Annotated in this window: 16 protein-coding genes; 12 read left to right on the forward strand and 4 right to left on the reverse strand. The window is 67.5% G+C overall.

Going from position 1 to position 15,694, the window contains the following annotated elements:
• Positions 1-389: 389 nt before the first annotated feature.
• The 4 genes from ML539_RS09880 (at position 390) to gluQRS (ending at position 3,660) form a co-directional block, all read left to right on the forward strand.
• A complete protein-coding gene (locus ML539_RS09880; protein WP_243323025.1) occupies positions 390-749 on the forward strand; it encodes a phosphomannose isomerase type II C-terminal cupin domain in 360 nt (119 codons plus the stop codon).
• Positions 749-1,465: an outer membrane lipoprotein-sorting protein gene (locus ML539_RS09885; protein ID WP_243323026.1), complete on the forward strand. Its 717-nt coding sequence runs from the start codon at positions 749-751 to the stop codon at positions 1,463-1,465. Before ML539_RS09880 ends, ML539_RS09885 begins: the two co-directional genes overlap by 1 nt.
• A 249-nt stretch (positions 1,466-1,714) precedes the next feature.
• Positions 1,715-2,701, forward strand: coding sequence for a deoxyhypusine synthase family protein (locus ML539_RS09890; RefSeq protein WP_243323028.1), 987 nt, complete (start codon positions 1,715-1,717; stop codon positions 2,699-2,701).
• Positions 2,702-2,760: 59 nt separating this feature from the next.
• On the forward strand, positions 2,761-3,660 hold the full coding sequence (gene gluQRS, locus ML539_RS09895) for a tRNA glutamyl-Q(34) synthetase GluQRS (RefSeq protein WP_243323029.1): 900 nt from the start codon (positions 2,761-2,763) through the stop codon (positions 3,658-3,660).
• A 1-nt stretch (position 3,661) separates the two neighbouring features.
• Here gluQRS and ML539_RS09900 read toward each other — a convergent pair whose 3' ends face one another.
• Positions 3,662-3,997, reverse strand: coding sequence for a DUF5329 domain-containing protein (locus tag ML539_RS09900; protein ID WP_243323039.1), 336 nt, complete (start codon positions 3,995-3,997; stop codon positions 3,662-3,664).
• A gap of 59 nt (positions 3,998-4,056) precedes the next feature.
• The gene (rpsT, locus tag ML539_RS09905) at positions 4,057-4,320 is read right to left on the reverse strand and encodes a 30S ribosomal protein S20 (RefSeq protein ID WP_026853326.1); all 264 of its coding nucleotides are present in this window, start codon (positions 4,318-4,320) and stop codon (positions 4,057-4,059) included.
• Between the two features lie 177 nt (positions 4,321-4,497).
• Here rpsT and ML539_RS09910 point away from each other — a divergent pair, with 177 nt between their 5' ends.
• Genes ML539_RS09910 through ML539_RS09920 form a run of 3 tightly spaced genes read left to right on the forward strand, consistent with a single transcriptional unit; the run spans position 4,498 to position 8,800 of the window.
• Positions 4,498-5,328: a transketolase gene (locus ML539_RS09910; protein WP_243323048.1), complete on the forward strand. Its 831-nt coding sequence runs from the start codon at positions 4,498-4,500 to the stop codon at positions 5,326-5,328.
• A gap of 30 nt (positions 5,329-5,358) precedes the next feature.
• Entirely contained in the window at positions 5,359-7,158 is a 1,800-nt protein-coding gene (gene argS, locus ML539_RS09915; RefSeq protein ID WP_243323050.1) for an arginine--tRNA ligase, read from the forward strand.
• A 31-nt stretch (positions 7,159-7,189) separates the two neighbouring features.
• Positions 7,190-8,800, forward strand: coding sequence for a CTP synthase (locus ML539_RS09920; protein WP_243323052.1), 1,611 nt, complete (start codon positions 7,190-7,192; stop codon positions 8,798-8,800).
• 65 nt (positions 8,801-8,865) lie between these two features.
• Here ML539_RS09920 and ML539_RS09925 read toward each other — a convergent pair whose 3' ends face one another.
• Positions 8,866-10,176 carry a citrate (Si)-synthase gene (locus ML539_RS09925; RefSeq protein WP_243323055.1) on the reverse strand — a complete coding sequence of 437 codons (1,311 nt, stop codon included), beginning with the start codon at positions 10,174-10,176 and terminating at the stop codon, positions 8,866-8,868.
• Positions 10,177-10,353: 177 nt separating this feature from the next.
• Between ML539_RS09925 and ML539_RS09930 the strand changes: the two genes are divergently transcribed.
• The 3 genes from ML539_RS09930 (at position 10,354) to ML539_RS09940 (ending at position 14,139) form a co-directional block, all read left to right on the forward strand.
• Complete coding sequence (locus tag ML539_RS09930) at positions 10,354-11,319, forward strand: DUF3187 family protein (RefSeq protein WP_243323057.1); 966 nt, start codon at positions 10,354-10,356, stop codon at positions 11,317-11,319.
• Positions 11,320-11,356: 37 nt separating this feature from the next.
• Complete coding sequence (gene lysS / locus ML539_RS09935; RefSeq protein ID WP_243323068.1) at positions 11,357-12,868, forward strand: lysine--tRNA ligase; 1,512 nt, start codon at positions 11,357-11,359, stop codon at positions 12,866-12,868.
• 143 nt (positions 12,869-13,011) lie between these two features.
• A complete protein-coding gene (locus ML539_RS09940; protein ID WP_243323077.1) occupies positions 13,012-14,139 on the forward strand; it encodes a DegT/DnrJ/EryC1/StrS family aminotransferase in 1,128 nt (375 codons plus the stop codon).
• A 12-nt stretch (positions 14,140-14,151) separates the two neighbouring features.
• Here the strand turns inward: ML539_RS09940 and ML539_RS09945 are convergent, their stop codons facing one another.
• Positions 14,152-14,535, reverse strand: a complete 384-nt coding sequence (locus ML539_RS09945) for a PilZ domain-containing protein (RefSeq protein WP_243323078.1) — start codon at positions 14,533-14,535, stop codon at positions 14,152-14,154.
• Positions 14,536-14,752: 217 nt separating this feature from the next.
• On the opposite strand from ML539_RS09945, the gene rplI reads away from it, so the two are divergent.
• On the forward strand, positions 14,753-15,202 hold the full coding sequence (gene rplI / locus ML539_RS09950) for a 50S ribosomal protein L9 (protein ID WP_243287079.1): 450 nt from the start codon (positions 14,753-14,755) through the stop codon (positions 15,200-15,202).
• 110 nt (positions 15,203-15,312) lie between these two features.
• On the forward strand, positions 15,313-15,612 hold the full coding sequence (locus ML539_RS09955; protein WP_026853313.1) for an HU family DNA-binding protein: 300 nt from the start codon (positions 15,313-15,315) through the stop codon (positions 15,610-15,612).
• Positions 15,613-15,694: the final 82 nt, after the last annotated feature.

Below are 15,694 nucleotides of genomic sequence, written 5' to 3' on the forward strand. Positions count from 1 at the left end.
GACTGAGGACTGAGGACTGAGGACTGACCATGCAGCGACCTGACACCCTCCACGTGGACAAGCCCTGGGGACGGGGCCCCGTCCGCGAACCCAGAGGGTGAGCGGGAGCACGCCACGGGCGTGGCGTGCGATCCGGGGGTAGTCCCGGAGCCCCCCGCGAGGCGAGCCGAGCGGTGATGATGAACGAACCCTTCCAGCGAGCAGAGACCATGCAGCGACCTGACACCCTCCACGTTGACAAGCCATGGGGACGGGGCCCCGTCCGCGAACCCCGAGGGTGAGCGGGAGCACGCCACGGGCGTGGCGTGCAATCCGGGGGTAGTCCCGGAGCCCCCCGCGAGGCGAGCCGAGCGGTGATGATGAACGAACCTTTCCAGCGAGCAGAGACCATGCAGCGACCTGACACCCTCCACGTGGACAAGCCCTGGGGCTCCTTCGACCAGTACGCCCTCAACACGCCCTGTACGGTGAAGATCCTCACCTGCAACCCGGGCCAGAAGCTGAGCCTGCAGCGGCACGCGCACCGCGGCGAGCTGTGGGTGGCCCTGGATCCGGGCGTCGTGGTGGATCGCGATGGCGCGGAGCTGCGCCCCACCGTGGGCGAGGAGATCTGGCTGCCCCAGGGCAGCACCCACCGCCTGCGCTGCGATGCTGGCGCCCTCCATCCGGTGCGTGTGCTGGAGGTGAGCCTCGGCACCTTCGACGAGGCGGACATCGAGCGGCTCCAGGACGACTACGGGCGCCGCTGATGCGGACGTCCCTGCTCTTCGCCGCGGCCCTGCTCTTCGCCGCGGCCCTGCCTGTCCCGGCCCAGAGCCCCGCTCCGGAGGGCGGGGAGATCCTCGGCCGGGTGGACCGCCTGCGCCACCCCTGGCCCGCCTTCACGGTGGAGCTCGCCATGAAGGCGCCGGGTGTGGCCCAGCGGTGGAAGGTGTCGGCCCGCGAGAACGGCGACGCCCGGCTGGACGGGCTCTCCGAGAAGGAGAAAGGCCGCGCCGTGCTGCTCCTGGGTGACGAGATGTGGCTGCTGCTGCCCGGCACGAAGCGGCCGGTGAAGGTCTCGCCCCAGCAGCGCCTCTTGGGCCCCGCCGCGGGCGGGGATGTGGCCCGCACACGGTTCCGCGACGACTACGCCGTGCGGGAGGTGACGGAAGCGTCCCTGGAGGACCGGGCCTGCTGGCGGCTGGACCTGGCGGCCAAGCGGCCGGCGCTCAGCGCCCGCCAGGTCATCCTCTGGGTGGCCAAGGAGGGGTCGCTGCCCCTGAAGGCAGAGTTCCGGCTGGCCTCCGGGCGCCTGGCCCGCACCGCTCGTTTCGGCCCGCCGGTCCAGGCCCATGGGCAGTCCGTACTGTCGCGCCTCGAGATCGAAGAGGCCGGTGGCGGCAAGGCGGAGCTGGCCTTCACGAACTGGACCCGGGGCGGTGTGGCGCCGGGGGCCTTTGACGTCCCGGGCGCCAGGCGGTGATAGACTGGTCGGCGAGGTGCCCGCAAGGGCTTCCCGCCACCAACCGTCCCACCAATCGATCCCAGCCCCGCTCGCGGGGCTCCCGCTGAAACGCCCCACCACTCGAAACCCCGCCAAATCTACCCTCACGAAGCGCCCGTACCTCCGGGCGCTTCCTTTTGGGGCGAGCTTCCGGGCGGGGGCCTGGGCCGCAATCTGTCCTCGGAGCCGGGTGAGGCGGCTGGCACAATGGAAGGATTCGGAGGATTTATGTCCACGCCCAAGCTCGGACCCGTCGGCAGCTATGTGAAGCACCACTTCCGGCATTTCAATGCCGCGGCCCTGGTGGACGCCGCCGAGGGCTACCGGGTCTACCTGGAGAAGGGCGGCAAGATGATGGTGACCCTAGGCGGCGCCATGAGCACCGCCGAGCTGGGCCTCTCCTTCGCCGAGATGATCCGCCAGGACAAGGTGCACCTCATCGTCTGCACGGGCGCCAACCTGGAGGAGGACATCTTCAACCTGGTGGCCCACGACTTCTACGAGCGCGTGCCCCACTACCGTGATCTGACGCCCCAGGACGAGAAGGGCCTCCTGGACCGCCACATGAACCGCGTGACGGATACCTGCATCCCTGAGATGGAGGCCATGCGCCGCATGGAGAAGGCGATGCTCGAGGTGTGGATGGAGGCCGACGCCAAGGGCGAGCGCTACTTCCCCCACGAGTTCTTCCAGAAGGTGCTCCGATCGGGGAAGTACGAGCAGTACTACCAGATCGACCCCAGGCACTCCTGGATGCTGGCCGCCCTCGAGAAGAACGTGCCCATCGTCGTCCCCGGATGGGAGGACAGCACCCTGGGCAACATGTTCGCCGCCGCCGTCATCCGCGGCGACGTGAAGAATGTCCACACCGTGCGTACCGGCATCGAGTACATGACCTGGCTGGCCAAGCACTACCAGGAAGTCACCAAGACCTCGCCCCTGGGCATGTTCCAGATCGCCGGCGGCATCTCCGGCGACTTCCCCATCTGCGTGGTGCCCATGCTGCACCAGGATCTGGAGCTGACCGAGGTGCCCCTCTGGGGCTACTTCTGCCAGATCAGCGACTCGACCACCAGCTACGGTTCGTACTCCGGCGCCGTGCCCAACGAGAAGATCACCTGGGGCAAGCTGGGCATCGACACCCCCAAGTTCATCATCGAGAGCGATGCCACCATCGTGGCTCCGCTGATCTTCGCGTATCTGCTGGGGTGGTAGCGCTCAGCTGTCAGCTTTCTGCTGAGAGCTGACAGCCGGACGCTGATGGCTTCCCATCCATGACCACCGGCCGCTTTGCGCCTTCGCCCACCGGGATCCTCCACCTGGGGAACCTGCGCACGGCGCTGGCGTCCTGGCTGTCGGCGCGCGCGGCGGGGGGGCGGTGGCTCGTCCGCCTGGAGGATGTGGACGGCCCTCGCTGCCGCCGGGACCTGGGCGAGGCGCAGCTGCGGGATCTGGCCGCGATCGGCCTGGTGTCGGACGCGCCCGTGGTCTGGCAGTCCGAGCGCGGCGCGGCCTACCGCGCGGCCCTGGAGACGCTGCACGCGGCCGGACGCCTGTATCCCTGCGCCTGCACCCGCAAGGACTTGCAGCTGCTCGCCTCGGCGCCCCACGCGGAGGACGGCCTGCGGCCCTATCCCGGCCGCTGCCGGGACCGGGCCTGGGAGGGCTTTGACCGGGCCTTGAGGCTGCGGCTGCCGGAAGGTCCGTTGGCCTGGGAGGACCGCGTGCTCGGGGCTCAGACGGACGATCCCGCCGTCTTCACGGGCGATCCGCTCCTGTTCCGCCGGGACGGGTGCTTCGCCTACCACCTGGCGGTGGTGGTGGATGACGGGGCCCAGGGCGTGACGGAGGTGGTGCGCGGCGCGGACCTGCGACCCGTCACCGCCACCCAGGTCCGCCTGCAGGAGGCCCTGGGCCTGCCGCGCCCCGCCTACGCGCACCTGGGCCTGGTGGCCGCACCGGACGGGGGTCGCCTGGGCAAGCGGGCCGGCGCGCTGGGTGTCGCGGCCCTGATGGCCGGAGGGGTCGCCGTGCCCGAGATCCTGGGCTGGCTGGGCTGGAGCCTGGGCTGCCTGGCCCGGCCGGAACCCTGCCGGGCCGAGGACCTCGTCGGCGCCTTCGCCTGGGACCGTGCGCCGGCCGGAGAGGTTCGTGTGCCGGCGGACTGGACTTGATTCAGCGCGCGGCTTCCATCCGCTTCAGCTCGGTCCACAGCCAGTCCCGGGAGAGGACCGTGCGTCCGTCCGTCAGCCGGATCTCGTAGGGCTTGCCGCTCATGGAACTGCCCGTGGCGCAGTACTGGATGAACTCCGGGGCGGTCTTTACTCGCTTTCCGGCATTCCGCCACTTCAGGCGAAGGTGCTCCGCGGCCTGGGCCGGGGTGTGCTCGCTTCCGTTCCAGATGAACACGGCGCCCTGGAGCGATGCCACCGCCTGGATGAGCGCCTCGATCTTCTGGGCCTCGGGCATCGGGGCAGGGGCGGCAAGGAGCAGGAGCGGAACCGGGATCATGCCCCTAGCATGACAAAGGACCCGGCTCTCCGGGTCCTTTGCGCAAGATGGGAGGCTGGTTAGGCCAGGTTGTTCACTTTCTGGGCCAGGCGGGACTTGGTGCGGTCGGCGGCGTTCTTGTGCATGACGCCCTTCCGGCAGGCCTTGTCCACGAGGCCCTGGGTCAGGGGAAGCTGCTTGGCGGCCTCGGCCTTGTTGCCGCCGGCGATGAGGGCCAGGAAGCTCTTGACGGCCGTCTTCAGGGTCGAGCGGTTGCTGCGGTTGCGGAGGCGGGCCTCGGCATCGCGACGGGCCTTCTTGGCAGCGGACTTGTGGTTGGCCATGGGCGGGATCTCCAGCTCCCCTGGAAACCCCGGGAAGCGCGAAAGACCATCCTATCGCAAAAAGCCTGATGGTCAAGGGCAAAAGGCGGGGCTGAAGGCCCATTCGCCCCCTTCCGGAGCGCCCCTCCCCAGGGCATCCTGGTCGGAGGCGAATGGCCTCCCGGGAAGGATGGGGTCATGCCTCAGAAGAAATTGGAGTCCGTCGTGGATCTGGCGGCGAAGGCGAAAGCCCTGCGCCGGGACGTGCTGCTGCAGGTCTACAAGGCCCAGAGCGGCCACCCCGGCGGCAGCCTGAGCTGGATCGACATCGGCGTGGCGCTCTACTTCCACGAGATGACCGTGTTCCCCGAGGACCCCGCGAACCCCGCCCGTGACCGCTTCGTGCTCTCCAAGGGCCACGCCTGCCCCGCCCAGTACGCCCTCCTCGCGGACCAGGGATTCTTCCCAAGGGCCTGGCTGGAGACCTTCCGCCAGTACCCCACGAGGCTCCAGGGCCATGCCGAGAACCACTACACGCCCGGCGTGGAGGTGACGACCGGCAGCCTGGGCCAGGGCCTGCCCCAGGCCGTGGGCATCGCGCTCGGCCTGAAGGTGCAGCAGGCGGCCCAGCGCGTCTACTGCGTGGTGGGCGACGGCGAGAGCCAGGAGGGCGTGATCTGGGAGGCGGCCATGGCCGCGCCCCACCACAAGCTGGACAACCTCTGCGTCTTCCACGACCTGAACGGCCTGCAGATCGACGGCGAGGTGAAGAAGGTCATGAACATCAACCCGGTGGCGGACAAGTGGCGCGCCTTCGGCTGGGCCGTGAAGGAGATCGACGGCCACGACTTCACCCAGATCCTGGAGGCGCTGGCCTGGGCCCGGACTGTGAAGGGCCAGCCCGTGATGGTCTGCGCCCGCACCGTGAAGGGGAAGGGCGTGAGCTTCATGGAGAACCAGGCCGGCTGGCACGGCGTGGCCCCCAAGACCGAGGACTACGAGAAGGCCCTGGCCGAACTGGCGGATTGACTGAGCACTGAGGACTGAGGACTGACCAGAATGGATGCACTGCGGAACACCTTCGAACAGCGGCTGGCGGCGGCCCTTCCTGGCGTGGAGATCACGCTCGAGCGGCCGAAGACGGGCGAGCTGGGGGACCTGGCCTTCCCCTGCTTCCGTGCCGCCAAGCAGCTGGGGAAGAACCCCGTGCAGCTGTCGCAGGAACTGGCGGCTTCCATCGCCATCGAAGGGGCTTCGCTCGTGGCGGCGGGCCCCTACCTCAACCTGAAGCTGGCGCCGGAGACCCGCGCCCAGTCGGTGCTGGGAGCCATCCTCGCTTCTCCCGCGAACCGGCCATTCGGTTCACGGCCTGTCAACGGCAAGAAGGTGATCGTCGAGTACAGCTCGCCCAACATCGCCAAGCTCTTCACCATCGGCCATCTGCGCTCCACCATGATCGGCCACACCCTGGCCCAGGCCCACCAGTTCCTCGGCTACGAGGTGATCCGCCTCAACCACCTGGGCGACTGGGGCACGCAGTTCGGCACGTTGCTGGCGGCCTACACCCGCTGGGCCCAGGCGGAGAACGCGAACCTCGAGCAGGACTTCGACTGGGCGGAACCCGCGCCGGAGAAGCGCCGCACGCCCCTCTTCCGGCTCTTCCAGCTCTACGTGCGGTTCCACGCCGAGGAGGAGAGCGACCCGGCCATGCGCGACGAGGCCCGCGGCTGGTTCCGGCGCCTGGAGGAGGGCGACCTCGAGGCCCGCCGACTCTGGAGCTGGTTCCGGGAGATCTCCCTGCGCGAGTTCCAGCGCATCTACGACCGCCTGGGCGTGAGCTTCGACACGCTGGAGCAGGGCGAGGCCTTCTACGAGGACCGGCTCGTCCCGACCATGCAGCGGCTGGAAGACGCGGGCCTGCTGGTGGAAGGCAACAACGGCGCCCGCATCGTGGACCTGGAGGACGTGGGCATCAGCACGCCCTGCCTGGTGCAGAAGGCCGATGGCACGAGCATCTACGCCACCCGCGACCTGGCGGCGGCCCTCTACCGGAAGGAGGCCTATGCCTTCGACCGCTGCCTGTATGTGGTGGGCACAGACCAGGTGCTGCACTTCCAGCAGATCTTCGCCGTGCTCGACAAGCTGGATCCCTGGTTCAAGGGCCGCATGCTGCACACGCCCTTCGGCATGGTGAAGCTGCCCGAGGGCAAGATGAGCACCCGCAAGGGCAATGTCATCTTCCTGGAGGACGTGCTGGACGAGGCTCGCGAGCGCGTGGCCGCCATCATCGACGAGAAGAATCCCGAACTGGCCAACAAAGCCGAGGTGGCCGAGATGCTGGGCATGGGCGCCGTGGTGTTCTTCGACGCCATGAACGACCGCGTGAAGCCCATCACCTTCACGTGGGACCGCGTCATCGCGCTCGACGGCGACACGGGCCCCTACGTGCAGTACGCCCACGCCCGCATCATGAGCGTGCTGCGCAAGGCCGGTGGTGACTGGGCGGCGAAGGCCCAGACCCAATCGGCCCAGGGTCCTTTCCTTTCCTACTCGGAAGCGCAGCTCCCGAGCGATCTCGCAGGCCTCGACGCACCCGAAGCCCAATCCCTCCTCTTCGAGCTGGCCGGGCTCCCCGGCGCCATCGCCGCCGTGGCAGAAGGCTGCATGGCCACGCCCCTCGCGCGCCAGCTCGTGACCGTGGCCCGCTCCTTCAGCGGCTACTACACCAACTGCCCCATCCTGGCCCCGGAGAATGCGCCGGAAGTCCGCGACGCCCGACTCATCCTCTGCGTCGCAACCGCCCGCGCCCTCCGCCAGGGCCTCCACCTCATGGGCATCCAGACCCCGGAGGAGATGTGACCTTCGCCGAACCCCGTTTCCAGGAGATCCCATGACCAAGTACGTGTTCGTCACCGGCGGTGTGCTGTCGAGCCTGGGCAAGGGGATCGCGGCGGCTTCGCTCGGCGCGTTGCTGGAGGCCCGGGGGCTGAAAGTGACGCTCATGAAGATGGACCCCTACCTCAACGTGGACCCGGGCACCATGTCGCCCTTCCAGCACGGCGAGGTCTTCGTGACCGACGACGGCGCGGAGACGGATCTGGACCTGGGCCACTACGAGCGCTTCACCTCGGTGCCCACCACGCAGAACCACACCATCACGACGGGCCGGATCTACAACACGGTGATCCAGAAGGAGCGCCGAGGCGACTACCTGGGCAAGACCGTGCAGGTGATCCCCCACATCACCGACGAGATCAAGGGGGTGATGAAGAAGGTCGCCAAGGACATGGACGTGGTGATCATCGAGATCGGCGGCACGGTGGGCGACATCGAGAGCCAGCCCTTCCTGGAGGCCATCCGGCAGTTCAAGCTGGAGGTGGGCCTGGATTCCCAGATGAAGGCCAACGCCCTCAACATGCACCTCACCTACGTGCCCTTCATCAAGGCCGCGGGCGAGCTGAAGTCGAAGCCGACCCAGCACAGCGTGAAGGAGCTTCGGGCGCTGGGGATCCAGCCGGACGTCCTGCTCTGCCGCGCGGAGCAGGACATCCCCCGCGACCTGAAGGACAAGATCGCCCTGTTCTGCTCCGTGACGCCGGATGCCGTGTTCAGCTGCCGGGACGCGCACTCCATCTACGAGGTGCCCCTGAACCTGCACCTGGAGGGCCTGGACGCCAAGGTCGCCGCCCTGCTGGGCCTCGGCGAGAAGGAGCCGGACCTGAGCGCCTGGCAGAACCTCCTCCAGCGCATCCGCAACCCCAAGGGCAGCGTCCGCATCGGCATCGTGGGCAAGTACGTGGAGTTCAAGGAGAGCTACAAGAGCCTCATCGAGGCTCTCCACCACGCCGGCTACGGCCTGGAGACCCATGTGGACCTCAAGTGGATCGAAGCCGAGGAGCTGGAGACCCAGGATCCGGCGGCCTTCCTCCAGGACTGCCACGGCATCCTCGTGCCTGGCGGCTTCGGCGTGCGTGGCACCCGCGGCATGATCAAGTCCATCCAGTACGCCCGTGAGCACAAGATCCCCTTCTTCGGCATCTGCCTGGGCATGCAGATGGCGTCGGTGGAGTTCGCGCGGAACGTGGCCGGGCTGGAGGGCGCCGACTCCACCGAGTTCGACGACGCGCCCAAGCACCGCGTGATCTTCAAGCTGCGCGAGCTGGTGGACGTGGAGGAGCTGGGCGGAACCATGCGCCTGGGCGCCTATCCCTGCCGCCTCACACCGGACAGCCAGGCCGCGAAGGCCTATGGCAGCACGGAGATCAGCGAGCGCCACCGGCACCGGTACGAGTTCAACCACGAGTACCGGAAGGTTCTGGAGGACAAGGGCCTCCGCTTCACGGGCATGAGCCCCGACGGTGTCTTCGTGGAGATCGTGGAAGTGAAGGACCATCCCTACTTCCTGGCCTGCCAGTTCCATCCCGAGTTCAAGAGCCGCCCGCTGAATCCCCATCCGCTCTTCACCGCCTTCGTGAAGGCGAGCGCCGCGGCTCGCAGCTGACCTTCCCCCGAACAGGGAAAGGGCGGGCCAGATGGCCCGCCCTTTCTGTTTCTGGGCGCTGGCAGCTACTTCCGTCCGCCCTTGGCTGCCCAATCCTCGAGCATGTCGGTGGTGACAGACTTGGGTCGCTCCAGGGCATAGCCGAGGGCGCGGTCCCAGGTGATGTTGGCCAGCACGCCCAGGGCGCGGCCCACGCCGAAGAGCACGGTGTAGAAATCGTACTCCTTGAGGCCGTAGTACCACTGGATCACGCCGCTCTGCGCGTCCACGTTGGGCCAGGGGTTCTTGGTCTTGCCCTGCTCCGTGAGCACGCCGGGGGCCACCTTGTAGATCATGTTGACCAGCTTGAAGAGCGGGTCGTTGGGCAGGTGGTTGAGGCAGAACTCCATCTGGGCGGTGTAGCGCGGGTCGGTCTTGCGCAGCACGGCGTGGCCGTAGCCGGGGATGACGTGGCCGCTGTTCAGTGTGTCCCACAGGGCCTGCTTGACGTTCTCTTCCGTGGGCTCGGCGCCGTTGAGCTTCTTCTGGAAGCCCATGATCCAGTCGAGCACTTCCTGGTTGGCCAGGCCGTGGAGGGGGCCGGCCAGGCCGTTCAGGCCGGCGCTGAAGCTGTAGTAGGCGTCGGAGAGGGCGGAGGCCACGAGGTGGGTGGTGTGGGCGCTGACGTTGCCGCTCTCGTGGTCGCTGTGGAGGATGAAGTACATCCGGGCCACGTCGTCGTAGGGCTTGGCGATGCCCATCATGTGCGCGAAGTTGGCGCCCATGTCGAGGCCGGCCTTCGGGGCGATGATGTCGCCGTTCTTGTACTTCCAGCGGTAGATGAAGGCCGCGATCTCGGGCAGGCGGGCCACGAGGTTGCTGGCGTCCTCGTACATCGCGTCCCAGTAGTCGGTCTTCTTCGTCTCGTGGTACTTCGCGGCGAACTGGCTCTCCTTCTGCATGGCCAGCACGGCGGTGGACAGCATGGCCATCGGGTGGCTGTCCTTGGGCATGGCCTTCAGGATGTCGAAGACGTAGGCCGGCACTTTGGCGCGGCTCTGGAAGTCGGCCAGCACCTCGTCGGCCTCGGCCTGGGTGGGGATCTCGCCGGTGAGCAGGAAGTACCAGAAGGACTCCACCGTCGGGTACTCGCCGCCCTTGGCCTTCGGCAGCGCCGCGAAGGTCTCGGGGATGTTCTTCCCGCGGAACCGGATGCCCTCCTGGGGATCCAGGTACGAGATGTCGGTCACGAGGCAGCGGACGTCCCGCGCGCCGCCGATGCACTGGTCGATGGTCACCTCGTCGATGACCACTTTCCCGTGTTCCTTCACCAGGGCGGCAGTACGGGGGCGATGCTCCTGGATCTTTTCCAGCAGGCGGGTTTTCAGGCGTGACATGGCTGACTCCATGAAGAAGAGCGGTGGAAGGGGCGCGTTAGGAAGGAACGGGGGGGAATCATCATCATGGCATCATCTATCGCGTCGCGATGCCATTCTTTAATGACCATCAGGGAATGAATCTAGCACCATTCCTGTCCACAGGATCGAGTATGTATGGAGTGCGGGAGGGATGCCGTGACCTTCGTCAAGCCGGGAGTGTTGATTATTTCAATGGTGGCTTTGGGTCTGGGCGCCCAGGAGACGCCTCGGCCCAACCGAGTGGCCTGGTTCGAAGGATTCCCGGAGCCCCTGCCGGAGGGGATGAACGAGCTGGCGCTGGAGGCGACCAGCCAGATGCTGCGTCCGGACTTGGAGCATAGCGCCGATGGTCGCACCTGGGCACGCCTGGATGGCGAGGAGTGGCAGCTGACCTGGGACTGGGCCACGAGGGTGGGGGCCTCGCGGATCAACATCCGGACCCGCGTGGCCTCTCGATCTGGCGGCATCGCAGATCAGGCCATCACGAACTGGCACACCCTCCTGAACCTGCCCCAGGGCGGACGGGAAGACGCACCGAAGAACCGCCTGGTCTACCACCTGGAGCGGGACGGGCGCGTGATCGGCGACCTGACCCGGCCGGGCGTGGCCCTGATGGATCTGGATGTGGCATGGGTGCGTCCCTTCGGCACCGCGGACGCGGGCGGGCGCATCGGCGCGTCGCTCCAGCTGCCCACGGGCAGGCAGTCCGACTTCTCCGGCAGCGGCGGCACCGATGGTCTCGTGGGGGCGGCGGCGTGGAAGCGCCTGGGTCGCATCAAGCTCTTCGGCCAGGCGGAGCGCGTGATGCTGGGGCTTCCCCGGCACAGCCCGCTGCGGGAGGTCATGGACCACACCTCCTTCAACCGGGCCTGGGCCACGGTGGCCTGGCTGGGGCAGGGCCGGGGCCTCATCGATGGCCTTGGCCTTGAGGTCAGCGTGGGCTACGCCGGCAGTCCGTACCGCACGGGCCTGGCCCGGCTGGACCGGGCGGGGTGGCAGCAGCACTGGGCCCTCCGCCACACACGGCTGCCCCGCTGGCGCTTCGGATTCAGCGAAGAGGCCGGCACCTTCACGGCTCCGGACATCTCCGCCTACGTGGCCTACCGCTTCGACGGGAGCTGACCTGCCTGTAAACTAGATGATTCGTGCCGGAGCTCCCATGCAGCCCAACCAGTACCGCGACATCCGCCTTGAGAAGCTCGACAAGCTCAAGGCTCTGGGACTGGACGTCTGGCCGCGGAAGGCGAAGCGCACCCACGGGATCTCCCAGCTTGCGGAGGCCTATGCGGATGCGGAGGCCTGGCCCAACGAGAAGCTCGAGGGCCTGGGGATGACCGTGTCGGTCATGGGGCGCGTGCTCACCATTCGGGAGATGGGCAAGAGCGTCTTCGCGCACCTCACCGAGAACGGCGAGAAGCTCCAGGCCTTCTTCCGCAAGGACGACGTGGCGGAGCCCGGCTGGGACGTGCTGAAGCTCCTCGACATGGGCGACTTCGTCAGCGTCACGGGCCCGCTCATGCGCACCAAGACCGGCGAGCTGAGCGTGCGGGTGAAGGAGGTCCAGTTCCTCAGCAAGGCCCTGCTGCCCCTGCCCGAGAAGTGGCACGGCCTCCAGGACAAGGAGCAGCGCTACCGCCAGCGGTACCTTGACCTCATCTCCAACGGCGACGTGCTGAAGACCTTCCAGACCCGGTCTCGCATCGTGAGCGGCATCCGGCGCTTCATGGAGGGCCAGGGCTACCTGGAGGTCGAGACGCCCATGATGCAGCCCATCCCGGGCGGCGCCACGGCCCGGCCCTTCATCACGCACCACAACGCCCTGGACATGTCGCTCTACCTCCGCATCGCCCCGGAACTGTACCTGAAGCGGCTCATCGTCGGCGGCTTCGAGAAGGTCTTCGAGATCAACCGCAACTTCCGCAACGAAGGCCTCAGCGTCCGCCACAATCCCGAGTTCACGATGATGGAGTTCTACGCCGCGGGCCAGGATCTCCGCGACATGATGGCCCTCACGGAGGACCTGATCTCGGGCCTGGCGCGGGACGTCATGGGCGCCGAGACACTCCCCTGGGGCGAGCAGCCCATCTCGTACGCCAAGCCCTTCCGGCGCCTGACCCTGAAAGACGCCATCGCGGAATACGGCCACGTCGACCGGCACCTCCTGGAGGACGGCGACAGCGTCCGCGCCCTGGCAAAGGCTGTCCACATCGAGGACACCGCCACCAAGACGGTAGGAACCTTGCTAGGCGACCTCTTCGAGCACCACGCGGAGAAGCAGCTCGTCCAGCCCACGTTCATCACGGACTACCCCATCGAGCTGTCGCCCCTCACCAAGACGCTCGAAGGCGACGACCGCTTCGTGGACCGCTTCGAGCTCTTCGTGGGCGGCATGGAGCTGGCCAACGCCTATTCCGAGCTGAACGACCCCATCGACCAGATGGGCCGCTTCCAGGCCCAGATGGCCGAGCGGGATGCCGGCAATGACGAGGCCATGCTGCTCGACATGGACTTCGTCACCAGCCTGGAGCACGGCTTCCCCCCCACCGGCGGCGAGGGCATCGGCATCGATCGCCTGGTGATGCTCCTGACCAACAGCGCCAGCATCCGCGATGTCATCCTCTTCCCCCTCATGCGGCCGACGAAGCCCTCGGAGAGCGAGGAAAAGGAATAATCGCCAGCCGCAGAGAAGGCCCGCTTTTCTCTGCGCCCTCTGCGATCTCTGCGGTTAGGCAGGGGCTTATCCGATCCCCTTCCGATGTGACCGAATCTGGCTTCACTCGCTGCCATACTTGAAAACCTTGATTGGAGGCTCCCATGGCCGTCCCGATGCTTGAGCTTGCCCCGCAGAATGCCGCCGTGAAGGCGAAGGTGCTGGAGGGGCTCTCGGGCCTCATCGACCGTTCCTCGTTCATCCTGGGCGAGAACGTGAAGGGCCTGGAGGCCGAGATCTCCGCCTACGCCGGCGCCGCCCACGCCGTCGCCATGTCCAGCGGCACGGACGCCCTGCTGGCGGCCCTCATGGCCCTGGGCATCGGCCATGGCGACGAGGTGATCGTCCCCAGCTTCACCTTCTTCGCCTCGGCGGGCGTGGTCTCGCGCCTGGGCGCCAAGCCCGTCTTCATCGACCTGGATCCGGCCACCTTCAACGCCACGGGCGCCCTGGTGGAAGCCGCCATCACGCCCCGCACCAAGGCCATCATGCCCGTGCACCTCTTCGGCCAGCTGGCGGAGATGCCCGCCATCATGGCCGTGGCGAAGAAGCACGGCATTCCGGTGCTGGAGGATGCCTGCCAGAGCCTGGGCGCCAAGGGCTGGGGCAAGTCCGCGGGCCAGTTCGGCGACATGACCGCCTACAGCTTCTATCCCACCAAGAACCTCGGCGCCTTCGGTGACGCGGGCATGACCGCGATCCGCGACGACGCGACCCTGGGCGCGCGCGTGCGGCGCATCCGCGTCCACGGCATGGAGCCGGTCTACATGCACCACGAGGTGGGCATGAACGGTCGCATGGATGAGTTCCAGGCCCTGGTGCTCCGCGCCAAGCTGCCCATGCTCGACGGCTGGCACGAGGGGCGCCGGAAGCACGCCGCCTGGTACCTGGAGCGCATGAAGGGCCTGACCGCCGACGAGGCCGTGCTGCCCCGCGAGGTGGTCCCCGACGGCCGCCATATCTACAACCAGTTCACCATCCGGGTGAAGGGCGGCAAGCGCGACGCCCTCCAGGCCCACCTCAAGGAGCGGGGCATCGGCAGCGCCATCTACTATCCCATCTGCCTCCACGAGCAGCCCTGCTTCAAGGACCTCGGCTACAAGACCGGCCAGCTGCCCGAGTCCGAACTCGCCGCCAAGGAAGTGCTCAGCCTTCCCGTCTACCCCGAGATGACGGCGGCCATGCTCGAAGAGACGGCGACGGCGATCCTGGCCTTCTTCGGCAAGAAGTAGCCTCCCGGGGGTTCAGGCCCCCGACCCCCCGTCGGCCGTGACTGTCTCCACCCAGGCGGCCAGCGCCTCGCGGGTGGCGGGGGGCACGTCCTGGAACTGCAGGCCCATCCCCACCTGCTCCTCCGTCTGGCCGCTGGCGGAGTACCCCAGCATGTAGGCCACGGTCGCCGTGATGGGTTGCTTGGGGAGGTCGGGATGGCCGAGCACCAGGCCGTCGAGGGTGGTCCCCGGCAGGAAGAAGCGGGCGGTCCGTCCCGGGACGAGGGCAAAGCAGCCACCCGCGCTCAGGTTCATGATGCGGACTTCACGGAAATCGTAGCCATTCAGGCTGAACGAGATGGTGAATTCAGGGCCGGTGACGACGCGGGCCTCACGGCGGTGATCCTGGCTGTTCATGAACGGAGCCCCCTCGATCCGGAAATCCCTGGTTGGGTATCGGACGATCCGTGGATAAACTGGACTTTCTGATCGGCCTGAACCCACCGGGGGACAGGGCGGGTTCCTGGGAACCCGGCCCTGACGGCGCAGGACGCCGTCTCACCCAAGCGGGGACAACGCGGGCAAGCAGCGCTGGCCGGACCCTCCATCCACCCATTCTATTCCTGGAGTTCCCATGGAAATCCTCCTCATCGAGAACGTGCCCAGCCTCGGCGCCCGTGGCGACGTCGTGAACGTCAAGGACGGCTACGCCCGTAATTTCCTGCTGCCGCGCAAGATGGCCCTGCCCGTCACCGCCGGGAACAAGCGCCAGATCGAGCTCGAGAAGATCCGCGCCGAGAAGCTCCGCGCCAAGGAACTGGCCGATGCCAAGAGCCTGGCCGAGAAGCTCGAGGCCGTGAGCCTCGCCGTGGCCAAGAAGGCCGGCGAGAACGGCCACCTCTTCGGTTCCGTCACCAATGCCGATGTCGCCGAGCTCTTCAAGGGCAAGGGCTTCACCCTGGATCGCCGCGACATCACCGTGCCCCACATCAAGGATGCCGGCACCTATACCGTGGATGTCCGCCTCTACAGCGGCGTGCACGCCAAGGTCAGCCTCGAAGTCACCGCCACCGCGGCCGAGTAGGCCCGCCCACGACCCATCCCCCCACCCGGCCGGCTCCTCGCGGAGGCGCTGGTCCTGCCGGGATTCCGCGCCGTCGGATCCCGCCACACCCCATCCCAAGGAGTCCATCCATGGCGAAGACCACTGCCAAGCCTGAAACCCTCGGCATCGCCGAACTCGCCGCCACCCTGGCGGAGGCCCAGGACCTCTCCAAGGCCCGCGCCAAGGCGATTCTCGACGGCGTCCGCGACCACATCGTGGAGACCCTGCTCTCCGGCCAGCGCGTCAACCTCTTCGGCCTCGGCACCTTCGAAGTGCGCGCCACCAAGGAGAAGATGGGCCGCAACCCCAAGACCGGCGAAAGCATCCAGATCCCCGCCGGCCGGAAAGTCGTCTTCAAGACGGCCAAGGGGTTGAAGGATCAGATGTAATCACCGGTAGAGAACGGTGCAGAAGGCCGCCGCAAGGCGGCCTTCGTCGAATAAGAGAGACGACCTTGCGGCCGTGCAAGGA

Origin of the sequence: Geothrix sp. SG200 (assembly GCF_022808935.1) — a bacterium.
In the GTDB taxonomy this organism is placed as follows: Bacteria; Acidobacteriota; Holophagae; order Holophagales; family Holophagaceae; genus Geothrix; species Geothrix alkalitolerans.